This window comes from Rhodococcus sp. IEGM 1306 (assembly GCF_036541985.1).
GTDB lineage: Bacteria > Actinomycetota > Actinomycetes > Mycobacteriales > Mycobacteriaceae > Rhodococcus_F > Rhodococcus_F qingshengii.
Map to the genome: position 1 here is coordinate 1 of NZ_JAZHFF010000022.1, position 24,673 is coordinate 24,673.

A 24,673-nucleotide genomic window follows, 5' to 3' on the forward strand; every position below is an offset into this window, starting at 1 on the left:
TGGAAGGCAGCACTGAATGCCTTCGAGATAACGTTCGACGGACGGCTGTCTGCCGGACGAAAGTAGTTAGAAATCAACCAATTACACCGTTTTCTGGACAGACCCGACATCTGAAGTGGCTGCCCGTGCTCGGAGGTTGTCCGATCCCAGTCCCTCCGGAATGCGATCAGTAATAATCCATTCCACAACAGCATGTGCTACCTCTGTCCGGCTCAAGGCTGCACCTTGGTTCGGTAGAGCCTGTCGCTTGGCTTCCAAGCTCAGCGCGTCCAACAGTTCCGCTGCGCGATCGGCGGTCCGATCTGCGGCGCCGCTTCCGGGCTCGGATGGCCGTAGGGCACCAGGCCAACGGGCAAGTAGCTCGGAGTGAAGGTCGTCAAAGGCCCGTAGTTGCGCTCGTGAGATAAGCGCGGTTCCAATCGCTGTAACCAAGACTCCCGCTGCGACAAAGAGAACGCCGACAACGGCCAGTAAGCGCGAGATAGCAAAGGGTGTCGGGGTCGGATCGATCAGTCCCCACCGTACCGACCCCAGGTAACCAATTCGGAGTGCGGCGTATGCGCTGAGTGCTGCGGCTCCGGGGGAGATGATGATGAGCCCCCAGCCGGTTGCCGTCCGCCGGTCTGCCTGCCGAATAGCGATGATCGTCACCATCAAGCACAACAGAAACGGATAGGCCATGCCCAACATCAGGCCCTCTGCGTAACCCGGAAGAAATGCGTATTGGTTGTCGAAAGTCCGGTTGTCGGGGTTCGATGCCGGCCACGGAGTCTTGAAGAAGAAGTAGAACGAGAGCGCTGCGGTGACAACTGACAGTGAAATATGTAGCCAAAGTAGCTTTTTGAGATGCTGGGAGCTGGTAACGGTTGTGAAGACAATGGCCGTGCCGACGCAGATACCGCAGACCAGCAGCATTTTGGTTGTTCCGGGTATGCTAGCCCCGAGTGTGACTCTGACAGCGCTCTCGACCGTTTTCACGTTGAGCGCCATATGAATCGACATACACAGTAGAACGATGATTGCACCTGCCAGAGTCCATGACCTGGAAAACCACCAACGCTGGATCCGGGTGGCCGCTGCAATGGCGAGTACTGCCGCCGCGAGAGCAGTGATCAACCGAGTGCCTCATCCAGTTGTGAACGAACCGACGGATTCTGCGCGCGCCGTGTGACGTGAAGCCGGCGCAGAAGCAGACTCCCGAATGCTTCAGCCTCGACTTCTTCCGTCGAGATGGTGTCCACACAATCGCGTCGAAGCATCAGAATTCCAAGATCACGCAATGCGGGTGGGAGGAAGTCGGTGGCCAAATCGATGGCTGGCCTACCGGAGTGGTTCAACGCGATATGTCCCAACTCATGAGCAATCGTTCGGTCGCGCGCATGAACCCACCCTGCACAGGACACTTCATCGCGGTCGTGGTGCCGGACCCATTGACCAAATACACCTGGCGGGAGGACCGCGTCGTCCAGCACGGTGAGTGGGCGTCCGCGGTCGCGCGACAATGCTTCGGCCATACCTTCAAGGGTTCGCGCTTCGTCGCCTACGGCAATGCGGAACAGGCGCTCGACTGCTCGAGCGACGGTTTTGTCTGCCACTTCGGGGCACCTCCTTACCGAGTTCCCCTACGGCCCCAACCGAACACCGTAGTCGTTGTAGTTGGTATCGCTCAACTGAGCGCTCAAGACTAGCGCAGTCACGGGCTCGCGCAGTCGCGCACGAGACACGCTAGGGTCGTCCGAATGTCGCCTAACTTGCGCCCCTCACGTCGACACGCTGCCTGCGTGGCTATTGCGGCAGCAGGTTTTCTGCTGACAATGAGTGCGTTGGCGCCAACCTATGCCAAGGGCCAGCTGGTGAAGATTCCGTTGAGCATCGATGCGGCAACAGTGTCGACGGGTACTGCAGTATTGCTGGATGCTGCGGCGTTAGCCAAGGGCAAATTGGTTGTGGACAGCAATGTTCCGATCACGGTCCAGCAGCGCGTCACTGCCGAAGATCCGTCGGGATCCGACGTGGTGACCCTGCAGTCGGCGGTTCAGATGGTGCGGGATGATCGGGTCGGTTCGGCAGCAATTGTGAATGCAAGCATCGATCGTTCCACCGTCGACAGGATCTCGGCGATGCCGGTCGAGGAGCCGATCGGCTCGATCCAGACCGTGATGGACAAACCGGCGGAAGTCGTTGCCCATGAGGGACTTCAATTCAAATTTCCGTTCGACACACAGAAACGAACGTATCCGTATTTCGACTCGACACTGCGGGACAGCTATGACGCGAACTTCATCGCGGAGGGTGAAGTTGAAGGCGTTGACGTCTACAATTTCCGTCAGGAAATCGCACCTGTGGCGATTGGTACGGAGATCACATTGCCCGCCTCCAACTGGGGGAAACCCGGAACGATCCCAGTCACCATGAAACGTTTCTACGGCATCACGCGCGAACTGTCCGTCGAGCCCATTTCCGGCGCCATAATTCAAGTGCAGCAACACTATAGGCAATATTTTGCGACGTCCGCTTCAGCCCCTGAAACCATCACGATCATCGATGTAGCCCCCAAACTCGATTCCCAGACGCAGCACGAACAGATCGAACGAGCAGTCATGTACAGAGACCAAATCCGGTGGGGTACGGACTACGGACCGGCAATCGGGGGCTCGGTCGGACTACTGCTTCTTCTTGGTGGGATATATCTCGGATGGACATCGACGAGACCCGGACCACAATCACTGATAGTCCAAAATGGGAAGTCCGGCGATCTTGTGGCTCTATAGGTGCCGGAACTGATCGCGCCGGACCGCACTTTCGCTGTTATTGAGAGCTGCAATCGACATGCATGGCGAGGTTGACCTTTTCGGCTGATTTGATCACCCAGTGTGGGGGTGTTCGCTCGTTGAGTTGGATTTCTACGTCACCTGTTTGGGGGACGTCCCAGGTCACGCCCGATAGATACTGTTTGTTGCTGCCGAACTTGTTGTTCCATTCGATGTCGTAGTCGAGTGAGCTTTGTGGGGTGGTGAATTCGTGCCCGACGTAGTTCAGTTGGGGGTTTTCGATGGTGACGGTTTGGGATCCGTGGGTGAGGACTGCATGCCAGCCGTTGGGTGCGGTGATGTCGACGGTGAGGTTGTCGCCTTCGCCTATGCACTGTGCTTGGACCTGGTTGGCGGCTGGGAGGGTGATCTTGTCGTGGGCTTGTTGGTCGCCGACTCCGATTACCAGGTCTCCTCGCCACGAGGAGGTTTCAGCTGGTGTGACGATGCCGGCGCGACCGTTGCTTGCGCTGGTGGTGGAGCTGCCGCCGTTGTCGTTGGTGGGTGTCGAGTCCGAGCATGCGGTCAGGATCAGGGGTGCTGCGAGGATCCGGGTGACTGCGATGGCGATGGTGGTGCGCTTCATGTGTGTTCCCCTCCAATGTGGGTTCGCGGGCCTGTTCGGGTCCGTTGTCCCTGAAACCGTGTGTGCCTGTGTCTCGTTCGGCGCCCTGTTGGTTACGAACCTAGTCGATCGGTGCGAATCCTTTGTCGTGCAGTCACGGTGGGAAGTGGTAGTCAGTAGTGGATGGTGTCGAGGAGCCACTGGTCACCACCTTTGGTGAGGGTCACCCAGACCGTGGTATCGGGTGTGACAGTGCTGGTTTCGTTTTCGGTGATGGCGGTTTGGTGGATGCTGGCGACTCGGTGGATGAGGGTGTCGGTGTCGGGTGGGCAGCCGGAGCATCCCAGGGTGACGTCGGCGACCACTTTGGCGTTGTCGGAGGCCCATTGGTTCCACTGTGCTCCTGGTCCTCGTTCGGTGTGCGTGTCGACGAGCAGGGTCTGCGCCAGGGGGTCGGTGAACCATTCCCGGGCGCGTGCGTATCCGTCGGTGGGGCTGCGGTCCGTTGACGGGTACCAGGTGAACGCCACGGAAAGTGCCTGGCGAGCTGTGTTTTCGGCTCTCTCCGTATCCGGATCTTCGGTAACGTCGATTGTTGTCGGGCCCGGCGAAGTCGAGATGGTCAGCGGCGGCGGAGCTGATGTGGTCTGTTGGGCTGTCTCGGTTCCGGTCTCGTTGCTCCGACCGGAGAGGAAGTACACCAGCCCGCCGACGAGGACGACAGCGACGGCAAGCAGAACCAGCTTGCGTGCGTTGCTCACAGAACCCTCCTGGCTTTCATATCGCTCTGCAGTGGAGCTTGTTTGACGACTTCCCCGGTGGTGGGGGCGTGAATCATCTGGCCTCCGCCGATCGCGACGCCGACGTGCCCCGGGCCTGTTCCGGCCCACGAACCGAACACCAGATCCCCGGCTTGTGCTTGGTCGATCGGGATCTCGACGCCGACGGTCCACTGCTGTTCAGACGTCCGGGGCAGGGTGATCTTGTTCCCGCTGCCCTTGTAGATGGCGTAGCTGGTCAGTCCGGAGCAGTCGAATCCACCGCCCGTGGTGCCGTTGATGTTGCCGCCGCCCCACACGTACGGGGTGCCGAGGAATTGACGGGCAGCTTCGACGACCTGCGATCCGGACGCCGAACCGGGCGAGACCACGAGTTCGCCGCTACCACCGGGTGCAGCGAATTCTGCTTCGTATGCAAGGACTTTCGCGACGTAGGGCTGTGTCTGGGTGGTGTAGTCGCCGCCGCTGGGCATTCCGCCCGCATTCTTCACTGCGCCTTCGCCCGCGTTGTAGGAAGCGATGTAGAGCGATTTCGGATCGCCCTTGACCGATCCGTCGGCGATCCATCCGTCGACCTGGGCCGCGATGGCGCAGAAGTATCGGCCCTGAGCCATGATCGCATCCCCGTCGTCCCAGATCGAGATCTTGCCGTTGGCGTCGTCATCCTGGCTGTAAGAAGCAAATGTTCTCGGCATGAACTGCGTGACACCTTGCGCTCCGCTGCCGGAGGTCAGTCCACGGACCAGGCCGGATTCGGCTTTCGCATCTGCCGCCAGTAGCGAGGGCTTGATCTGGGGGCAGATCGATCCGGCTTTGCGAAACCACGGTTCCATTTCCGGAGGAACGGAACCGGCTTTGAGATCACCGCCACCTGCCACGCCGAAGCCTGCGCAGTCGATCGACGATGACGAGGCGGCCAGCTCGATGGCAGGAGCATCACTACCCGCTTCGCCGGCGGGGGAGGGCGCTCCGCCTAGCTTGGTCATCGGATCGACAGCGGTTCCACCCTGCAGCCGCCCCCCGTCCCAGTATTCGAAATGCAAGTGTGCGCCGGTGGATTGGCCGTTGTTTCCGATGTTCGCGATATGGTCGCCGGCCTTGACCTGCTGGCCTTCCGTGACAAGGACACCGTCGTCGAACATGTGGCCGTAGACGGTGCTCACGGGTTTGCCGTCGACGAGTGAGTCGAGCACGATCCAGTTCCCGAACCCGGATGCGGGGCCGGCCTTGACCGCGATGCCGTCGAGTGCCGCGTAGATCGGTGTCCCGACGGGGCCGGCGAAGTCGACGCCTTTGTGTTCGGTTCCCCAGCGAGGCCCGAACGGGGACGTGAACGTCGTCGTTCCGTCCTTGGTTGGCTGGGTGATCGGCCCCGATGCTTTCAGTTCGGTGTTGCCGGTCGCCGAGGTGGCTTTGTCATCTCCTTCGCTCGACGAGTTTCCGCCGCAACGGTTGTGGGGGATCACCGGCTGCTGGGTGCATCCGGAGAGCCCCAGGATCGCGGCGGTGGCAGCGGTGACCATCAGGGCCACCGCTCCACGGCGGCGACTCACAGCGTTCCCGGGAGCGGTGTGTCGAGGTCGGGAATCGGGATGGGGCCGGGGACAGGAACAGGGGCCGGCTCGAGGTCCGCCGAGGGAACAACGACCGAGCTGGTCGCAGTCGGCTTCGTGGTCGAGGTAGTGCTCGGCGAGGTGGTCGATGTCGGAGCCGTGGTGGTTGTGGAAGTTTCCGAGGTCGGTGCGCTCGCGAGGGAAGGTACGCCGAGCTTGCCGATCTCGCTGCGGTCCAGGGTGGGCAGCGGCGTCTGGACCTGCCACGTCGAACCCTTGTCAGTGTCCGACGCTTTCAGGGTGATCCGCAGATTCCCCGCCTGCGTCGGGACGATGACCTGCACGGCGCTCTCACCGTCGGTGCCGGCCACGATCTCACTGCGCGTCGGGCCGGTGATCGCGACCGGTACGAGCGGGCGGGCGTTCACCACCGTCACGCCGGGCGCTTCGACAGTGTGCACGCCCAGCTTGGTCTTCCATTCGCTGTTCGAGAGTGACTGATCGACGTAGACGTGCGCGTAGGCCATCGCTGTCGCCGGTGCGCTCTCGGCTACCGACGCGGTCGACTTGCCGGCAATGGAGGATTCGGTCACTTCGGTCAACTCGTAGCTCAGACCCGGCGCCGCAGATTCTGCGTCCGTCGCAGTCGTCGAGGCGGCGGCCGGGATCTTCGAGGCAGTGTTCGACGGGGTCGGGGACTGGCCGAACACTGCTCCCGCTACGAACAGCACCCCGAACGCGGAGACGATCGTGATCGTCAGATTGGTGCGCGAATACAGCACCCACCGCCGGATCGGTGCGAGTACGGGATTGGCTGTGCTGGAGGACATCAGCTGAACCTGTCGGTCGAATCGGACGAAGTACCTGTAGAGGTCAACGACGGCGTCCACAGTCGTGCCGTCGACCGCGGAGGAGTCGACGAGCTCGAGCGCGTCGCGCCCGAACGGGGTGTCGTCGACCCGGTGGAGTCATCCCGCGAGGTCGGTGTGAACACTTTCATCGGCGCGATACTCGACCGCGGGCCTCCGTCCCATGTCTCACTCACCGACGACGAGCTGCGCGGCGAACCGGCTTCGGTTCCGACCAACTGGCGAGCGAGTGCCTGGCCTCGATTGGCGGCGGCACCTGCGGTTTGTGGCCGATCGGCGACGGGTCGCTTGAGGCCCGTAGAACTCTTCGCGGTACCGGCGAGGCTTCGGCGCCGCACGTCGTTCTTGCGGGAATCCGTCAGACGCTGTTGACGATCCATCGTCTTACGCGCGTCGACGCGCGACTTGTCGACCTCGTGGCGACGTCGCTGATTCAACTCGCGCCCTTCCGGACGCACTGGTGTCACCGAATCCTTGTCGAGGTCACCACCGCGTTTGGTCGCCTTCCGAAGCGCGCCGACACCTTCCTCGACCATCGACGCCGCGGGACCGCCCACGACGGCGCTGCCGGCCTTGAAGAACTTTTGCTTCATCGACGTCTGAGCGTGACGAGCCTTGCGATTGAGTGCGCCCGCCTGGTTCTGGGTGAAGGTCTGAGTCATCCGCTTGAACGGCCGCATGATGAACCAGCACACCGCCGTCAAGATGACCATGAACCACAGCCGCCACGTGCCGTCGACGAGACCGTTGTCGGTGTCGTACAGCTTGACCAGCGCCATCAGATACAGCGCGATGATGACCGCGCCGGCCACGCCCCACATGTAAGCGGTGGCGATCATGCGGCACACGCGCGAAAGGGTGCCGCCATGTGCGGCGGCGATCGGAACCCAGATCGGTGCGAACAGAATTACGAGCCGAATAGCCAGTAGCGCAGTGAGTTTGAGTACGGATGCGCCGGTCCAGAGGATGGAGGGCATGGCGAGTTTGATCATCGCCATGAACCCTGTGCCGGTGCGTCCGGAGTCTTTGCCCTGGAATTGGCCGTACGAGAGGTTCAATCCGTCGAGTTTGTCGATGATCTCGTCGTTGAACTTGGCTGCTTTGTCTTCGGCAAGCTTGCTCGCGGCTTCGTTGTCGCCGGCCACTTCTCGCTGCTCCGCGTACGAAAATGCCAGGGTGTCGCGGAGCTTCGGTCCGAGTTGCAGGTCCTTGTCGTTGAAGTTCGTGCCAAACCATCCTTTGCGCCAGTCCTCGAGGAAGATCTTGTCGATCAGCACATTGCGGGGGTCTCCGGTGTTTCCGGCCACGGACAGCATCTGATCTTGTGTGTCGGTGATGACCGATCCGAAGGTGTCGTCGGCGACCTGGATGGCCTTTTGCGGTGCGCCGACGAACAGTGCTCCGATGGCCATTGCAGCGCCGGCGATCGCGACGGTGCGGGTCACGGCCGCGGCATTCGATTTGAGGGCGTTCCAGATGATGATCGTGGCGACCACCATCAATGCCACACCCAGCCACGTTCCGTAGACACCGAGCATTCCGTTGGAGATCGAGGCGACGATCTGGTCGAACTGCACCATCGCCGGGGCGATCCCGGCCTCTTCGGCGGCTGCTCCGGTCTTCGTCTGGTCGTCGAGCCAGAACGCTGCAGCAGCGAATCCCTTGCCGATTGCGAGGAATGTGTTGCCCAGGGTGGTGTCCGCGACTGCGTCGGGTGCGCGGACCAGGTCGCTGCCGCAGCCGAGGTCGTAGGTGTACCAGCGCAATCCGGCCCACCCGTAGGTTTCGTAGCCGGTGCCGCTCTGTTTCGGTTCGCGGTCTTTGCTCGAGGAATCGAACTCGGCTGCCATGACCGAGTTCGGGAACTCGGGGGAGGGGACGTCTTTGCAGTCGAATCCGCCGGCAGATGCGATCGGCCCACCCGGAGCGACGAGGGGCACCAGCACCAACGCCAGAACGGCGAGAACCCGCGCCAGGTTGACGGTCAGCGCCCGAACGCGCGATCGAGGGGGGATTGCCTCATCCAGCTCTGCTGAGGGCGCTCTGAGCCCTCCGCGGGTGATCATGCGGTACCGCCGAGGGCGTTCTTCGCCGACGAGGAATTCAGCGCCGCGAACACATGCGCGAGATGCACGTAGTGAATCCAGCTCGAACGCACCAGTTCCACGTCGTCGGCCATCCGGATCATCCAGCGCCGCGCTTCGTCCTGATAGGAGGTGTCGGTGTCCTCGTCGAGAGTGTCCTCGCCGCCGCTGCCCAGTTCAGCGAGGAACTGCTCGAACCCTTGCCCGGTGGGAAGTTTGAGCAGTTTCAGGGCGCCTTCGATTGCATGCGGATCACCACCGACGTCACCGACGAACACCTCGTAGGTCAGGGCGGTCTTGTCGTCGCTGCCGTCCAATCCGAGGAAATCATCCGGAAGCTGCGAGCAGACCAGAGCGCGGACCTTGAATTTGCGTGAGTCCCGGGCGATTCGGAGGTTGAGGGTGCGGCCGGCGCCAGTGGATTCGAGATATTTGTTCTCGTCGAGGAAGAGCACCTTGCGCACATGGCGAGGCTTTTCGTAGACGAGTCTGTTCGCCAGCCACGCGGCCATGTGCATCAACGGCGCCGTCATCCGTTGCTGCGGTGTCCACTGCGAGGACGGCGTGCCTTCGGGCGGTAGCTGCAGGCCCGGCATCGTCAAGATCGTCAACCGGATGTCAGCGTCGAATGCATCCGCTCCACTGCCGATCGTGCCCTCCTCCGGGAACAGCACACGCGCCTCGGTGAGCTCCGACATCAAACTGAGCTGCTGGTACAACCCGTTCGCGCACGTTTTGATGGCCTGGTCCGGATCGCTCACTCCGATCGATTGGATCGAGGCCAACACTTCCCGGAGGTTGTGGTTGCTGTCGCCGCCGACCATGTTCGCAGCCATGTGCAGCACGGGTTCGGTGTGCTCGAGATGCAGATGCCGTTCGGTGAGCATCATCTTGAGCACCGAGACGGCGACCTCGACACGCTCGGCAGCAGCTGCACGCATATCCGCCTCGAACTTCGACTGCGCCGCGGCGAACCGATCTGCATCCCGGGCGAACTCGACATTGCGAGCGTCGTACTCGGGATCGTCACGACGCGGATCGGTGATCACGCGGTAGGGGTTCAAGGCGCCAGCGCGTGAATCGCGACCGGTGAGGGCGTAGACGCGGGCGATGTCACGAAACTCCGGTAGACCGGCCAACGCAGCGAGCGGACCGGAGGGGTCGAGGACAACGCCGTACGCGCCGGCTCTCACGGCTTGGTAGACGATCATGCCTGCCAGGAACGTCTTACCCGAACCGGGTACGGCGACGATCGGTGTCAGCCCGGACTTGTGCTTGATCTCGTGCGCGGCGAACAGGTCCCAGATCACCGGGCGCGGCGAGATGGATCCGGTCTCGCCCAGGACGACACCGCGGCGGTCACCGATCCGGTCACTGACGGTCGCCATCCCGGCGGCGACTGCTTCGACATCCATGTGTCGTTTGTTGGCGATGTTGGCTTGCGGCTCGCCGGGTATGAACTCGCGGAGCAATTGGTATTGGCCGTGCTCTTGTTCGAGCGAGATGTGCGGTGAGTACATCTCCTGCAGATCGGAGACTTTCTGCCGCGCATCGTCGGGGTCGGTGCCGACCACCGCGAGGCGGTACCACCCGGTGGTTCGAGTAGAGAGTCCGGAATGGTCTTCTTCGACGTCGGAGATCACGTCCTGCGCGCGGGCGTGCTGCTCCGCCAACTCTTTCGGTGGGACCTGATCGTGTTCGACGGTGTAGTGGTCGAACTGCGATTCGATCTTGCCGGTCAGGGAGCGCATGGTGCGGATTGTTTTCGCTTTGTCGTGCAGCTCGATGCGGTCGGACCATTCGAGAGGTTCACCGGACGGATCGCCGATGATCTGCCACGGCAGCATTCGTTCCGGAATCGGTAGGGGAGCCATGCGGCCGATCGTCAGCACGATCACCACGCCGGTGTACTTGCGGCCGTCGACGACGCCGGAGACGGTCGTGTACCCGTCGCCTGGGGTGAGGGAGAGGTCGGTGAGATCCTCCATGGCGGCGACGTCGGTCTCTTCCCAATCTCCGGCGCCGGCGATCGCACCGCCAGCCTCCAGCGGCAGACCGATGGTCGCTGATCGGCGCAGCAAGTAGTCGATCGCGGCGGGTGTGGCCGGGGTTGCTTTCACTCCTCGGCCAGACATGATGCGTTCGAGTGTGGCGAGGTGGTCGGCAAGGGCCTTCTGCTCGCGTTCGAAGGCGTCGTCGGCCCAGCTGTTCACCCCCGTGCACACCCTGCCCAGCAGCGGCCAGTCAGCGACATACCGCAGCATCCGGGCGGTCCAGTCCAACCCCTGGCCCACTGAGGAACGTTGCGGAAGTTCGATACCCCAGTAGCGGCCTTTGATCGTCGCGTTGGACCACAACATCGCATGCTGCTGCCCGCGCAGGTAGTCCGCCCACGACAATGCGCCAGGAACATCGGGAATCGGGCTTGCCCACTTGTCGTGATCGACCGCCCACTGCGCGACAGGGAACGGGGTGCGCACGAGGCGGCGATGCACCTTGTTGACGCCGGCCTTCTGCAGGTTGGTCAGGATGATCGCTTCGTCCTGGATGAAGCGGCGCTGCTTTCCGGTGGTGCGGAAATTCCACGGGCCCTGGCGTTGGACGAACCATGCGGTGGACGTGGTCGCGGTGCGGGTGATGTTCGCTGATGTGCCGGTCAGTTTCAGGCGTACCGCATTTCGTTCGCGGTCTGCTCGTTTTTTCGCTGCTGTCTTGTCGCGATCTGTTGCCGACTTTGCACGTTTCTTGCCTGTGCGGCGACGCTGACGGCCGAACGCTTTGTCTGCGACGTGGTCCGGATCGGATGCAGGGGAGATGAGGCCGTCGGGGTCGTCCTCGCCGTGGTCGTATTCAGAACCATCCGGAACGTGTGCGTGTTCGGCTTCGGACCACGCACGTACCGGTTGCGGAGCATACGACTGCACTGCTGCCCACGAAGGCGGGAGGGCACCGGGAGGAATAACCGGAAGCGGGTCGTCGAGTTTCGGATCGAACAGAGCCGCAATGTCGTTCTCGGGAGCGGTCATCGGTGATCCTCACCGTCGAGGCGAACAGGTACGACGGCACGTTCTCCTGTAGTCAACCGCTCGGGTAGCGAGATGAACACGGGTGCACCGCGCTTCGGTGGGCGCGGCGCAACGAGGTCGTTGAGGGCGGCCTTGAGAACCGACCGCAGTGGGCGGTCCGGGGTGACGAACTTCGCGATCCGGGTCGTAAGCCACACCGTGATCACGGCCATCACCATCAGCGATTTGAACCCGAGCGGGACGTGCAGAATTCCGCGACCGATCACGAACACCACCACGAAAGCAACCACGCCGACGATGCCGGCTGTGTAGCGGATCCGCACGGGCAGTGGATAACCCGTCGGACCGAGGTAGTGCCGGTCCACGCGGTACATCAGGTCGTCGTTGTCGATCACCGAGCATCCCCTTCGAATGTTCTCTGCGCAGGCATCAGCGGTTAGGTCGAGATACCGAAGAGTCCGAGAATCCAATTGCCGATCCCCGTGGCCGCCGATTCCGATGTCGCGATACCGAGGTAGGCAAGCCCGAACAATCCGAGTCCGCCGACGGTGAAGACCCGCGACAAATTGCCCTTGAGCCCGCCGACGAGAACTACACATGCGAGGGCGATGAGGATGGTGAAGACGATGTTGTCCTTGATCCACGTGCGCAGACCACCGGTATTGATGTCCGTCGACTGCGCGAGGGTCACTGCATTCGCGGTGAGCGGTGGATGCGTCGCCGTGATCGACACGTCGATCACGGCGGAAGCAAGAGAAAACATGAGCACTCTCCAACACAGTGGTGAAACCAGACCCCACGAATGTGGTTGCGCGGAAACGTAGAAGAGTGGTGGCGGGAATTTCAATGCGACCTGTGGATAACTTTTCGACCCCGCGGTTGGCGCGCTGGCCGATCAGCGCGAGCGCGTGTCGTCGTGTCGGGTGCGTTCAGGTGTCGCGATTCATCCGCCGGGGATCTCTCGGCGATCGTGGGAACTAACTCGAATGCAGGGGGAGCGCGGCCACGGAACGGTCTTCGCTGCGGGTGTCCGCGGGAGACTTCCCAGACCTCAACGGGAGGGTTCCTTCAGTGGATTGGCAGACAACTGTGAATGGGCATGGTCGACGGACCCGCCGCAGACCGTGGCGATCGCCACGTGCCTCGCTTGCTGTGCTTCGTGGCCTTCGTCCGCCTCAAGAATTTGGCGCAGAACCATTTTCGGAACGTGTCCGCCAGCTGTGTGGGTGACCCCTGCTGGAACTTGCTCGAGGCACCCGCGGCGGGGACATGGTCTGAGGGTTGACGAACGGTTCTTCGTCACTGCCTGCGTGGTGTGCATGCTTTGCGTGCATAGCGTGGTCAGCACGCATGTGTGGGGGGCTGCGCACCCCGTGCTCGAACAGTCCCGCATTGAGGGTGCCTGCAGAGGTCGCGATCGGAGGTGGAATTCAGGGGTCCGATTCACTCTTCCCCTTCGGGGTCACTCCCCCGGCCCTTCGGGCCTAGGGGGAGTGTACTGCTCAAAATTGCTTCGCGCCAACATATTTCAATCAGCTGCTGGTCAGGGTTCGGTACGGGGTATCGCCGGGTCATTCTGGCGTGGCGCCTGCCGCGGTGTCGTCGACACCGTTCTCGGCTGTTCGTGCACCGGGTTCTGTACCTCACGAAGCGTGACGTTCGAGGGCCTGAAAGGGGTCCGCGAACAGGGGCGCGGGAAGACAAAAACCACGCGAGATGTACATCGTCGTCGGGGCCGTGGCCTAGGTGGTTGAACAAGTCCCCAAACGGTGTATCAGCGATGCCGTCGCGGATCCTGCGATCGGTAATGCGCAGCACCACAACCAGAACCAGCCGCGGGTAGAGGCGATGGGTGTCTATCGCGCCCCGGTATCACCGCTCGGGCAGGTGACGCACGCTCCAGCCACACACCCGCGAAGCAAGTTATCCACAGGCGGGTTGAGATTGCTTCCCGCGCTATGTGACAGTGCACCCCACACGCCCCGGCGACGACTGTCGTGGACTGGATTTGAGTGAGAGGAGTGGACGGTGAGCAGAAGCCAGCAGGACCCGCTCAAAGACTTTCTCGTCGACCTCTTCGGCTCCGACAAGCCTCACGCGCGAACAAGCGGTGTGGGGGAGTCCGCCATCCGCCCCTACAGGGCGTGGGCGCCTTTCGCTGTCATCGCAACGACACTCGCGTTTCTCGCGCCGCAGCTCCTCGAACTCGCCGAACAATTCTCGACCCCTCAACTCGACAGCACAGTCTCCGCAGTCCACCAATATCGGTGGCCGCTCGCCGCCCTCACTGTCTGCCTGCTCGCCTGCGATATCGCACGGTTCCTCACCCACCGTCACCGCGCCGGACTCGACGCCCAAATCCGGCAAAGCACCCGCCACACCCCGGTCAAAATCAGCGTCGGATACCCGCCCGGCATCACCACCCTGCGCAGCGCCACCATCACACTTACGCGCGGCGCCATCATCCGTCCGAAAGAGCTCGGCGAATTCACCACCGCAGTACGGGCTTCCGCGAGCAGGCGCACCAGCAGATGGACCTACACCGTCGTCCACGACGCCCACCGCGACCGAATCCGCATCACCCGCACGCTGACTCAACCCGATCTCCGATCACCGCGGCACAAGGCACTGGCGAACTCCCTCAAAGACGGACCGCTGAAAGAGCCCGCCGTGAGCGTCGCCTCGCTCGACGGCGACGTCGAAACCGCCTTCAAGATCACCTTCACACCCACCCTCTCCAGCGGTGCACGCGGATTCCAGAAGAAGGTCGACGAAGCCCTCGCCGCCCTCGCCGGCGAGCACGAATCCGGCCGCACCTGGGCCACCGACTGGTTTCCCTCCGAGGGCTACCTCCTGATGGGCCTGCGCGCCCCCCTGCCCACCCGCGTCGATCACCCTCTCGAACTCGTCGACGAGAACTTGCGCCACCTGCCCTACGCGACGGCAGCATCGGAGGTAAACATGTTCTGGGACATCTCCACCAAGTCGAACAAACCTCACTGCCTGATCGTCGGACCCACGGGCGGTGGCAAGACATCGGTGATCCGCACCCTGCTCACCGAAGCCTCGCGACGAGGAATCCCGTTCCTGGGCGTCGATCCGAAAATGATCGAACTCGACGGACTCGAGGGCTACCCCGGGTGCGCCGCCATCGTCTACGACGCCGTCCGCTCCGCGATGCTCGTGCGTGCCCTGCACAGCGAAATGATGGCCCGCAACCACTACGTCCACGTGAAGAAGATCGAGCCGTCCCAACTCCCTCTCCTGATCGCTGTGCTCGACGAGTTCTTCATCCTCTCCGGCAAATGGCAGCGCCTCGCCAAAACCGGTGACGACGAAACCCGCGATCTCCTCAAAGAACTCGACCCACTCGGGGCGTGGGCCGATCTCGCCGTCCTCGCACGCTCGGCCGGTATCCGGCTTCTGCTCGGTGTGCAACGACCCGACGCGTCCCTCTTCGGCGGCGCCTCGGGCAACGCGCGCGACAACTTCGGCACCCGCATCTCCCTCGGCAACCTCTCGCAGGACGGCGCGATGATGCTGTGGGGCGACTCGCAGATCGGCCGCGAGATCGACACCTCGATCCCCGGCCGCGGAGTCGCCCTCGGCAACGACGGCGTGCCCGTCGATGCGCAGATGTGGTGGACCCCGAACGTCGACCCGCACCCCAACAAATGGAATCAACTCTCGACCTCGGAGAAGAAGATCATCGAAGGGCTACGGCCCCAGCAGGAACCGCACATCGCGTTCTACTCGACCGAACTGCGCCACTTCATCGAATCCGAACGCTCTGTCGCCGTCGCGGCCCGCGCCTACGGCCGAGCTCCCGAGCCCACCGTCCTCGGCCACCACGACGACACCCCCGCCGCCGACCCAGAGGACGACTTCGCCGACGCGATACCCGCTTCCGCGGTCACCGAAGGAATGACCGTCCTCGTCGACGACGGACACGGCAACGAACACCCCGCGACCGTCGCCGCGGTCACCGTCATCCGCGACAAAGACAGCGGCGCCGTCACCGAAACCACCCTGACCTTCCACGGCACCGGACGGATCAAGAACCACATCACCTACGGACCCCACGAAGTCGTCCTGCTCCCCGAACCCGATACCACCGCACCCGCGCCCTGACACCGCAGCCCCGACGTCGCTGATAAATCTGCACAACCCTCACCCGAAAGGTCCACCCATGAGCCGCCGCATCTCCCAATCGATCACCCCCACCGCCGACGACATCACCGTGCTGCGCAACCCCTTCGCAGCACCCAAAGGCGGCGGCGATCCCGTCATCACCGAACTACGCCGCGTCCTCAAAAACGCCATCCCCACATGGCTACCGAAACTCAGCGAAGACCAGGAACTGACCGCTCCGCGACTCGACGAAATCAAAAGAGCCGTCGCCACCCGCCGCCAGATCATCGAAGTACTCCCCGACGGCAAAGCCCGCGACGACGCTCTGGCCGCCCTCGACAAGGCCGACACCATCGTCCTCGAAATGGACACCGAACTCTCCGGCGTCGGAGCCTTCACCGGAACCACCGCGTGATGTCGACCCTTGCCATCGAAATCACCTCCGAGCGAACCGCACTCGTGAGCGGGGCAGGGGACGAGAAAGTGGAACTGTCCGCCGACAACGGGCAGTCGATCCACGCGGTGATCGCACAGTTCAGCCGACAACACTCCGCCGACGCAGGCTCACCCGTCGAGGTCACCGTGCAGGAAGCAGGCCGCTCCCGCCAACTCACCGTCGCACCGGACGGGAAGGTGGCGCAATCGCTGCCCACCGGACCCATCCCCACGCCCACCGACACACCACAGACGCGGCCGGATCATCATGTCGAGGAACCGGTCACGATGGCGGTGACACCCCTCGGCGATTCACCGCCAGCCGTGGGAGTAGACACTCATACCCGGTCAGTCCCCGGGGCGCGCACACCGACCTCGACATCAGTGCTCGCAGCACCCGAAATTACGGCCGGCTCCCAGGAACCCGCCCGCACCGGACTACGCGGCCGACTCAACACCCTCCTCAACCTTCAAATCGCCCCGAAACCCGGGTCCGCCGAAATTCGTCAACGCGCCGCCATCGCATCCATCACCGGCCCACTCCCGGGGTTCTCGATTGTGACCATCGCCAACCCGAAAGGCGGCGTCGGCAAAACCCCACTCGCGGTAGGGCTGAACGCGATCATCGCCGAACACCGCGGCGCCGCAACCACGGTCTGCGTCGACGTCGCCGATGTCGGCGGCAGCCTCGCCGACCGCGTCAGCACCCCACCCCGCGACGGACACGACCTGCTCGCACTGATCGCCGCCGAGACAGCCCAGCCCGGCAGCATCCGGCCCTCGGCGCTCTCGCAGTACCTCACCCGCCAACCAAGCGGGGACGACATCGTCGCCGGCAACAACGGCGCCCACGGATCCGCTCTCGGCTACGACGACGCCCATGCCGCGGCACAGATCTTGTCCCAGCACCGCGAGATCCTCGTCGCCGACACCGGCAACAACCGCCTCGCCGGCAGCTGGCACTGGGCAACCACCCACGCGGACGTCCTCCTGGTGCCCGTCCCGCTCCGCCGCGACGCCGCCGCAGCCGCGCACCGCATGCTCCTCGACCTCGCCGCCACCGCGGGCCGGGCGATGATGGCTCGCACCATTGTCGTCATCACCGACGGACCGGGCGATGCGCCGATGGTCGAAATCGACGCTGTCGACGCCTTTCTCGACGCCGGCGTCTATTCGGTCGCCCGGATGCCGTTCGAACCACTCTTCGCCTCCGGAGAGCGCATCGCGCCCTCGAAGCTCCGGCGTAGCACCACCGAAGCCCTGACCGTTGTTGCCTCGACCGTCATCGATCTCATTGCCCACGCCGCGGACTGACCTCTTATCAGCCGGCCCCGCACACGAGCATCCCTCCCTGCATCCATCCATACCCTCCTGAACGAAAGGCACCACATGAGCATCGACACCACCTCAGCCCACCGAGCCGCCCGCCGCGCACACCGGCGCGGCCGACACCGCAGCCCCACCCTCGCCCGCCAGAGCGCCATCGCCGTCGTCGCAGCAGTGGCAGCCGGAATCACGCTCGCACCACCGGCGATCGCAGCGCCTGGGCAAGCCGGCATCACCGACGGAGGAGGACAAGCCGGCATCACCGACAGCGGCGTGACCACCGAACCCACCCCGCCGCCGGCCACAGAAGCTCCAGCCCTCACCGAGCCCATCTACTGGATCGACCCACCCGCGCAATACCAGCACATCGACTACCAGCCGCTACCGAACTGGGACTACGACACCGACACCTACACACCACCCACCTACACCGACACCACCCCGACCGACTACACCCAGCTCCATCTCCCCGGCCCCGTCGACGTCGTCGCACCGATCATCGCCCCCCGCGACACCCTCCGCATCGGAACCTTCTACATCGCACAACCGAACTGGGTCTCCGACGTCGACCTCGAACGGACCAACAACACCACCGCCATCATCGAATCCGGAGTCGCCACCGGCTGGAACTCTCTCGGCGTCCCCGTCGACAAAGCCAGCCGCGACGCCGCCACCCAAGTCGGCGGTGCCGCCGCCGGAGCACTCGCCGGAGGAATCGGCCTCGCGACCCCGTTCGCCATCGGAGGAGCGCTGATCGGCGGCACCGTGGGCGGAAACATCGGCCTCGGACTGGGCAACGTCTTCGTCCCCGGAATCGGCTGGGTAGCAGGCGGTCTCGCCGGAACCGCCGTCGGCGCCGGTACGGGCGCACTCATCGCCGGCGCACCAGCATTCGTTCTCGGCAGTCTGGGCGGAGGAATAGCAGGATTCACCGCCGCCGTCGCGTACGGCGCAGGCGAACTCGGCGAACCCGTCGAAATCGAGGTCCCCGACGTCGACCAACCCACCGTCACCAGCCAGACCCAGAACACGCTCACCGACTGGGAGAACTCCGGCCCCATCGGTGAGGCCGTAGCCACCACTGTCCGCGACACCGTCGCGACCGCCCCTGCGATCGATCAGCAGGCCCGCGACTTCGTCGCCGGACAGCCCGGAGGCGAGCAGATCATCGAACACGTCGACACCGCACTCACGGATTTCCTCACCAACGCCACCCCTGGCCTGGCGTCCTCGCTGATCAGCGACGCAGTCGGCGCGGGTATTCCGGCGTAAAACTCGCATCATCAGAGCCGTTCAGGGCGCGGCAACGCGCCGCCCACCCTGAACCTGTCCATGCGCCACTGCAGAACCAGGCGCGAGCACCGAAAGGACGACAGCGATGACGAACACGACAAGGCACCCCGCAGTGATCGACCTACTCGGCGGCACACCCCAGCCCACAAGCGCCGACACGACTACAACCGCGCCCACGCCCCCGCCAGCGTCGAAGCGTCCGCGCAAGAGGGATTCCCGATCGCCCCGCCTTCGTTACGTCGCTTCCCTGATTGTCGTGGTCGCGCTGCTCGGTTGGTTCGTCCCGCGTCTGCTCTCCGGCAACGACGAGAGCGCACAGGAAAGAATCGCCGACGAGACAGACACCTCGGAAACGGCACCAACCCTCGACGCCATCCCACCCGCCCTCGGTGTCGCTGCACCCACGCCTGAACCCGACCCCACCGGATGCCGCACCGACCCCGGCGACCAGAAAAGCGGCCCCGGAGTCATCGCAGCTTTCGAGCACGCCTACTACGTCACCCGCTCCGGAACAGCCGTCCGTGCACTCACTACCCCCGACACCTCCCTGCCGGCGAAAGAGACGATCCAGGCCGGAATCGACACCGTCCCAAAGGGAACCACCCACTGCGTGCGCATCACGCCCATCGCCGCCAGGATCTACGCCGTCGCTCTCACCGAAATACGAACCGACCAAGCGCCAGGTCAGTTGTCGCAAACGATAACAACTAAGGACATCGACGGCCGCTGGTTCGTTGACAGCATCAGCTGACCCGCGACGCCGACGACATTCTTCGAGAGATGAATCCCCAATGAAGCACTCTGCCAACCGAACCCGCCGCGCCGTAACTGTCGCACCAAATGGCGAAGCGACGACAGGAGTGCATTCGCCGGGGTGCCCGTCGTTACCAAGCGAAACGGTCGCCACCGACTCCACCGACGGTCGTCCCACCAGGTCCACATCTATGCCGCCGCCGACGCGCCGGTCGGCTGGAAACCCCCTATTCGTAGCAGGGCACTCCTACTCGTCCTTCCACGTCGACTGCACCTGACCAGAAAAGGAGAGTACGGATTGCGCTCCACAGATACCGAACATACTGCCAGCGTGAATAATTCACGTCCCGAAAGCATGTCGTGGCCTGCTGACAGGATGAACACGCCGAGATCAATAGGGGGAATTCAGTGTCAATTATCTTGACCGTTGTACCGGGCGACGAGGGCTCGCCGGTCATTATCCATGTTCCGCATTCCTCACATCTGATCCCACCTGCGGTCCGCGCCGACCTGATACTCACCGACAAGGAGTTGGCCGACGAGTTGGACGAAGCCACCGACACTGCCACCGACCAGATCGCGCTCACCGCACTCACCCACGTCCGCGTGCGACCCGCGATCGTGATCAACGATCTTTCACGTCTGGTCATCGACCCGGAACGGTTCCCCGACGGCGATCCGGCAGAGGCTTTCGGCCGCGGCGCCGTCTATACCCGGACCTGCTCCGGGGTGAAGTTGCGCGCCGAACCGTATCCACGTCGGGCGGAGCTGATCGCGGCCTATTTCCGTTCCTACGCCGATGCAGTCACCGATGCGGTGGAGAACCGGTTGAACGCTTGCGGGCGGGCGATCGTCATCGATCTGCATTCGTATCCGGAGAAGCCGTCCGCGTTCGAGGACGCTGCCGCGCCGCGGCCACGGTTGTGCATCGGCACCGACCCTCAGCACACCCCGCCGTGGTTGATCGATGCCGCCCGTGGCGCTCTCACGTCCCTCGGTGAGATCTCCGAGAACACCCCTTACAGCGGTACTTACGTGCCGCTGCGGTACTACGGCATCGACGAGCGGGTGACGTCGGTGATGATCGAATTGCGCCGCGACACTTACCTGACCGATCCGCGCACACCGCACCCCGCACGCATCGCGCAGCTCGGCCGCAATCTCGCGACCTTGATCGACGCAGTCAACGATCGAGCCGCCGATGTGTAAACCCAAACCCGGCCCGCGCTGCACCCCGCACATCCGCAAGCGTCTCGACAAAGCCACAGCCAGAATCAATGTTGCCCGAATTGCGCTCGACGAGAACCCCACTCATGCGCGCCTGCAACGACGCGTTGCCGCCGCCGAAGCCGCCTATCACTACACCCGCGCTCTCTACGACTCCACGCCCGGCGGCCAGAACGAACTCCGCGCAGCACTGGCCGTCGAACCCGACCGCCGCGCCGAGCTGACCCGTCGCCTGGCTGCTGGGCAGGAGTTGCGCGCCGGACAAACCGACGCACTGCACCGCGCGCAGGGTGGTGTGGCGGACAATGATAACGAGAGAGGAGAACACGATGGACGAACCGATGACGCAGGAACGCCGCGAGAAGTTCTGGGGGCAGTACGGCTGGAGCCCGGAACTGCCGGAGGCCAAGCGGGTGGAAATCGAGAAGTACTGGTCGGATCCGGAGATCGAGGAAGCCCAAGACCTCGGCTTCTAATCAACGATCGCCAGATCCAACCGGTCACCGACCACACCTTCGCTGCTGATGAACGCGAAGGCTTTGCTGCGCGCGGACTGTCCGCTCCCACGCTCTACGAGCTTGCCCCTACAGACGCTGGGGTCTACCGCGGGCAGATGCGCGAGCTCACCCACAAGAATCCGCACGCCGCGTCGGTCCACGTCTACGACGAAGACGAATACCGGCAGATGCGGCTATTGGTCACCGACGACGGAAAAGCTGGCGTCGCGCTCAAAGACGACGAGATCGTCTCGGCGTACGCGCACAAGGATTGCGCGCACCCGAGGTCGGTGCAATCGATTATCCGCCAGGCCACCCGGCTCGGTGGGCATCGGCTGGATTGCTTCGACACCGTCCTCCCCAAGCTCTACGCGGACGCCGGCTTCGTCCCCGTCGCACGGCTCGGTTGGAACGACGACTACGCCCCCGACGGCTGGGACTACCAACAGTTCAGCAGGTTCAACGGCGGACGGCCCGACGTGGTGTTCATGGCGTATGACCCCGACCGCGTCGGTGGTATGTACACACCGGGGGCGGGGGAGCACGTCGAAGACTACGACGCTGGTATCGCCCTCGCCCAGGCATACCGGGATCTCCCAAACACTCGGCATAGGCAATGAACAATATGCCCGAGGTTAGGGATCATCTTTCAAACTGGATGACCACGGGGCGGCCCGGTGGCGCCGACATGCGCCCGCTGGCAGGACCGTTCTCGGGTCAGGAGTTGTGTTCGCGCGCGAGCAGTAACCGGCACTTCATGGCCGATCGCGTGCGGTAGTGGTGGATCGGCGGCGCACTCGTTGCATGGGTGCTATCGATCTTGATACACGCCTCGTGGATAACCGCCCTCGTCCGCTGCAGTCGCAGCCTGGAATTCAATTGATGGGTTCACAGTCAATTCAAAGTTGGCTTCGTTGATTCTCGTCAACTACGCCGGGTGCCGTGTCCACGACGGAATTTGTCCCTCGATCTGTGAGCCACGCTGACTACCCGTGTACTGGTGGGGATGCGAACGAGCATCTCACCCCTCTGAGGATTCACCGTGTACAAGTGAAGAGAACACCCTTGCCGGGAAACTCTGGGCGAAGTACTCGGGTTGAAGTACCTCCCTCGTGCGACCGCATGTCTCGGCCTGGGTTCGCAGGCGTGTCAGCAGCGTTCGGTGAAATGCTGCTGCCAGCTAACGCTGATGTGCCACTGCATGATTCCTTGTTTGCGTCGTACGCGAAGTGTGGCAGGCGCGGCGGGATCATGCAGAATACTCAGGACACCGGGATCGTGCCCGACCTCGCCTGTGGCGGCTTCCTCCTGGCGAGACGCCCTATTGCCGGTCGGCGTGGACATTCAGGCCCGAGGCGGCGATGTCGTCGATGAGGGCGGCGATCAACCCTGCTCCGTCGCCGCGGGGTGCGCCGTAGAGGTGCGCAATTGGGCACAGTTCGGATTCCAAATGTCCCCGCGAGATCTGATCGGTGCGCAATGCATCCCACACCACGCCCGCAAGGTGTCCACCGTCTGTTCGAGAGGATGCGAGGTCGACGAGCGTCCTTGCGGTCGTCGTGACGGGCAGGCCGTCGAGTAGAGACCAATGCGTGGGATCCAGTGTGGCGACGTGGAAACGGACGCCGTCGCTACGTGTGTTGCGCCGCCGCGGGACGGTGAACTCTGCAGCGTCGGCATTGATGTCACCGAGTTGTCTCAAGTCGGCGGCCGTTCGATGAGAGGCGACCCCGCAGGGATCGGCACTGCCGATGCGCTCTGTCGCCGAGCGTGTCGGGTCGAGTGCAAGCCATTGGGCCCGCACGTGATCGGTGGGGTGAATCGGCGTCCCAGTCAGCCGGTACACGCCATGCCTGATGCGCGTGAGGATGAATCGGTCTGCCAACCGCTTGAGGTGTTGCGCACTTACGCTCGACTCGGCGGCCTGGGCTGAGGTGAACATGCCCCACTGTTCTTGAGCGAGGTCTGCAAGCGCCAGGAAGCGATCATCACCTTTCATGCATCAATAATGCCATCCCAGGTGTAATTATTGGTGACTCAATATGTAGTTTTGGCGAAAAACTCCTGCATCTGACATCGATTGTCGAACGCAGAGAACGCGGCAGGGTGTGTCAATCATTTACCTCCGTCACGCGCGAGGTCAGGTTTCGAGATGAATTGCCCACGCGTGTCACACCGGAAGTCTCGACTGGATCTTCCTACTCGTAGAAGCCCGATTCATGTTCGGCAACCAACCAGAAGCCCCGCGGCCTACCCCGAGTTCGGCGAACGCAGCAGGACTCACTGAGGCGGATCAAATGTCCCTGCTGATGGCAGGCCTGTTTCTCGACAGCACATGATCATGGTCGCAGCGGAATCACACTTGCTGCTCCTTGCGGGCGGGGACTGTCTCTAAATCGGTGTTTCGGCCCGACTAGCTGAGTGAATGCTCGGCGAGGAGGTGCCGAGATGACGACACTGGAAGATGTGACGAAGAAGAGGGCCGAGCCCTCCGCGGAAGCTGCGGCGGCCGCGGAGCTGGTCAGGTTGGCGAAGGAGCAAGGTCTGTCGCTGACCGGTCCGGATGGTTTGCTCAAGCAGTTCACCAAAACCGTCCTGGAAACCGCCTTGAACGAGGAGATGACCGAGCACCTCGGGCACGACAAGAATCAAGCCCAGCCGGAGCGGGAATCGTCCAACATCCGCAACGGAACCAGATCGAAAACGGTGTTGACCGAGGCCAGCGGCCATGTTCCGATCGAGGTCCCTCGTGATCGGGAGGGGACGTTCGAGCCGCAGATCGTCAAGAAACGCCAACGGCGATTGAACGGGGTCGACGAGATCGTGTTGTCGTTGTACGCCAAAGGATTAACGACCGGTGAAATCAGTTCTCACTTCGCCGAAATCTATGGCGCCTCGGTCTCGAAAGAGACTATTTCTCGGATCACCGACAAGGTGCTCGAGGAGATGCAGGACTGGTCTGCCCGTCCGCTCGACGAGGTGTACGCGGCGATCTTCATCGACGCGATAGTCGTCAAAGTCCGGGACGGGCAGGTCGCGAACCGGCCGATTTATGCCGCGATCGGCGTCAGTCTCGACGGACACCGTGATGTGCTCGGATTGTGGGCCGGCACCGGCGGCGAAGGATATGGAACGGGCACATGTTCGTTTGATCGGATTCCTGCTGCTACCTGAGGTTTTCGGGGTTGCGCGATGATCCTCGATCTTGAAAGTATCAGCCCCTGAGTTAAGGTGTTGCCTTGATAATGCAGGTGTGAGGAAGGTGTGCGTGTGGGCGAGAGTCGGCTGCGGATCATCGCGGGTGAAGTTGTCCCGGTCACCGACT

The 24,673-nt window shown here is 63.1% G+C and carries 19 protein-coding genes and 1 pseudogene; 9 read left to right on the forward strand and 11 right to left on the reverse strand.

Features of this window, described 5'->3' with window-relative positions; genetic code table 11:
- Positions 1-81: 81 nt before the first annotated feature.
- Together V3587_RS29520 and V3587_RS29525 are read right to left on the reverse strand one after the other, a co-directional pair.
- A complete protein-coding gene (locus V3587_RS29520; RefSeq protein ID WP_283377622.1) occupies positions 82-915 on the reverse strand; it encodes a hypothetical protein in 834 nt (277 codons plus the stop codon).
- Between the two features lie 197 nt (positions 916-1,112).
- Positions 1,113-1,595: a hypothetical protein gene (locus V3587_RS29525; protein WP_182263364.1), complete on the reverse strand. Its 483-nt coding sequence runs from the start codon at positions 1,593-1,595 to the stop codon at positions 1,113-1,115.
- A gap of 186 nt (positions 1,596-1,781) precedes the next feature.
- Between V3587_RS29525 and V3587_RS29530 the strand changes: the two genes are divergently transcribed.
- Complete coding sequence (locus V3587_RS29530) at positions 1,782-2,771, forward strand: DUF3068 domain-containing protein (protein ID WP_182263363.1); 990 nt, start codon at positions 1,782-1,784, stop codon at positions 2,769-2,771.
- A 37-nt stretch (positions 2,772-2,808) separates the two neighbouring features.
- Here the strand turns inward: V3587_RS29530 and V3587_RS29535 are convergent, their stop codons facing one another.
- The 8 genes from V3587_RS29535 to V3587_RS29570 all read right to left on the reverse strand — a co-directional run bounded on the left by V3587_RS29535 (position 2,809) and on the right by V3587_RS29570 (position 12,449).
- Complete coding sequence (locus V3587_RS29535) at positions 2,809-3,396, reverse strand: hypothetical protein (protein ID WP_222671855.1); 588 nt, start codon at positions 3,394-3,396, stop codon at positions 2,809-2,811.
- 152 nt (positions 3,397-3,548) lie between these two features.
- Positions 3,549-4,136 carry a hypothetical protein gene (locus V3587_RS29540; RefSeq protein WP_259349438.1) on the reverse strand — a complete coding sequence of 196 codons (588 nt, stop codon included), beginning with the start codon at positions 4,134-4,136 and terminating at the stop codon, positions 3,549-3,551.
- Entirely contained in the window at positions 4,133-5,707 is a 1,575-nt protein-coding gene (locus V3587_RS29545; protein WP_182263474.1) for a peptidoglycan DD-metalloendopeptidase family protein, read from the reverse strand. Before V3587_RS29545 ends, V3587_RS29540 begins: the two co-directional genes overlap by 4 nt.
- A complete protein-coding gene (locus V3587_RS29550; RefSeq protein WP_182263473.1) occupies positions 5,704-6,537 on the reverse strand; it encodes a hypothetical protein in 834 nt (277 codons plus the stop codon). The genes V3587_RS29545 and V3587_RS29550 overlap by 4 nt, the downstream gene beginning before the upstream one ends.
- On the reverse strand, positions 6,537-8,642 hold the full coding sequence (locus V3587_RS29555) for a hypothetical protein (protein ID WP_283377621.1): 2,106 nt from the start codon (positions 8,640-8,642) through the stop codon (positions 6,537-6,539). The genes V3587_RS29550 and V3587_RS29555 overlap by 1 nt, the downstream gene beginning before the upstream one ends.
- Positions 8,639-11,686, reverse strand: coding sequence for an ATP-binding protein (locus V3587_RS29560; protein ID WP_182263338.1), 3,048 nt, complete (start codon positions 11,684-11,686; stop codon positions 8,639-8,641). The genes V3587_RS29555 and V3587_RS29560 overlap by 4 nt, the downstream gene beginning before the upstream one ends.
- Entirely contained in the window at positions 11,683-12,081 is a 399-nt protein-coding gene (locus V3587_RS29565; RefSeq protein ID WP_019749729.1) for a hypothetical protein, read from the reverse strand. The genes V3587_RS29560 and V3587_RS29565 overlap by 4 nt, the downstream gene beginning before the upstream one ends.
- Positions 12,082-12,122: 41 nt before the next feature.
- Positions 12,123-12,449 (reverse strand): hypothetical protein, encoded by a 327-nt coding sequence (locus V3587_RS29570; protein WP_182263339.1) that lies wholly within the window; start codon positions 12,447-12,449, stop codon positions 12,123-12,125.
- Between the two features lie 1,265 nt (positions 12,450-13,714).
- Between V3587_RS29570 and V3587_RS29575 the strand changes: the two genes are divergently transcribed.
- The 7 genes from V3587_RS29575 to V3587_RS29605 all read left to right on the forward strand — a co-directional run bounded on the left by V3587_RS29575 (position 13,715) and on the right by V3587_RS29605 (position 21,968).
- A complete protein-coding gene (locus tag V3587_RS29575; protein WP_283377620.1) occupies positions 13,715-15,817 on the forward strand; it encodes an FtsK/SpoIIIE domain-containing protein in 2,103 nt (700 codons plus the stop codon).
- Between the two features lie 58 nt (positions 15,818-15,875).
- A complete protein-coding gene (locus V3587_RS29580; protein ID WP_019749726.1) occupies positions 15,876-16,232 on the forward strand; it encodes a hypothetical protein in 357 nt (118 codons plus the stop codon).
- Positions 16,232-17,566, forward strand: coding sequence for a ParA family protein (locus V3587_RS29585; protein WP_182263344.1), 1,335 nt, complete (start codon positions 16,232-16,234; stop codon positions 17,564-17,566). Before V3587_RS29580 ends, V3587_RS29585 begins: the two co-directional genes overlap by 1 nt.
- 75 nt (positions 17,567-17,641) lie before the next feature.
- Positions 17,642-18,850 (forward strand): insoluble domain protein, encoded by a 1,209-nt coding sequence (locus V3587_RS29590; protein ID WP_182263341.1) that lies wholly within the window; start codon positions 17,642-17,644, stop codon positions 18,848-18,850.
- 106 nt (positions 18,851-18,956) lie between these two features.
- Positions 18,957-19,622, forward strand: a complete 666-nt coding sequence (locus tag V3587_RS29595; protein WP_182263342.1) for a hypothetical protein — start codon at positions 18,957-18,959, stop codon at positions 19,620-19,622.
- A gap of 410 nt (positions 19,623-20,032) precedes the next feature.
- Entirely contained in the window at positions 20,033-20,833 is an 801-nt protein-coding gene (locus V3587_RS29600) for an N-formylglutamate amidohydrolase (RefSeq protein WP_182263343.1), read from the forward strand.
- Positions 20,826-21,968 carry a hypothetical protein gene (locus V3587_RS29605; protein ID WP_283377619.1) on the forward strand — a complete coding sequence of 381 codons (1,143 nt, stop codon included), beginning with the start codon at positions 20,826-20,828 and terminating at the stop codon, positions 21,966-21,968. Before V3587_RS29600 ends, V3587_RS29605 begins: the two co-directional genes overlap by 8 nt.
- A gap of 701 nt (positions 21,969-22,669) precedes the next feature.
- Here V3587_RS29605 and V3587_RS29610 read toward each other — a convergent pair.
- Positions 22,670-23,347 (reverse strand): type IV toxin-antitoxin system AbiEi family antitoxin domain-containing protein, encoded by a 678-nt coding sequence (locus tag V3587_RS29610; protein ID WP_261779356.1) that lies wholly within the window; start codon positions 23,345-23,347, stop codon positions 22,670-22,672.
- Between the two features lie 449 nt (positions 23,348-23,796).
- Here V3587_RS29610 and V3587_RS29615 point away from each other — a divergent pair.
- Positions 23,797-24,474 (forward strand): annotated as a pseudogene (locus V3587_RS29615) (IS256 family transposase); the annotation flags it as partial.
- Between the last annotated feature and the right edge of the window lie 199 nt (positions 24,475-24,673).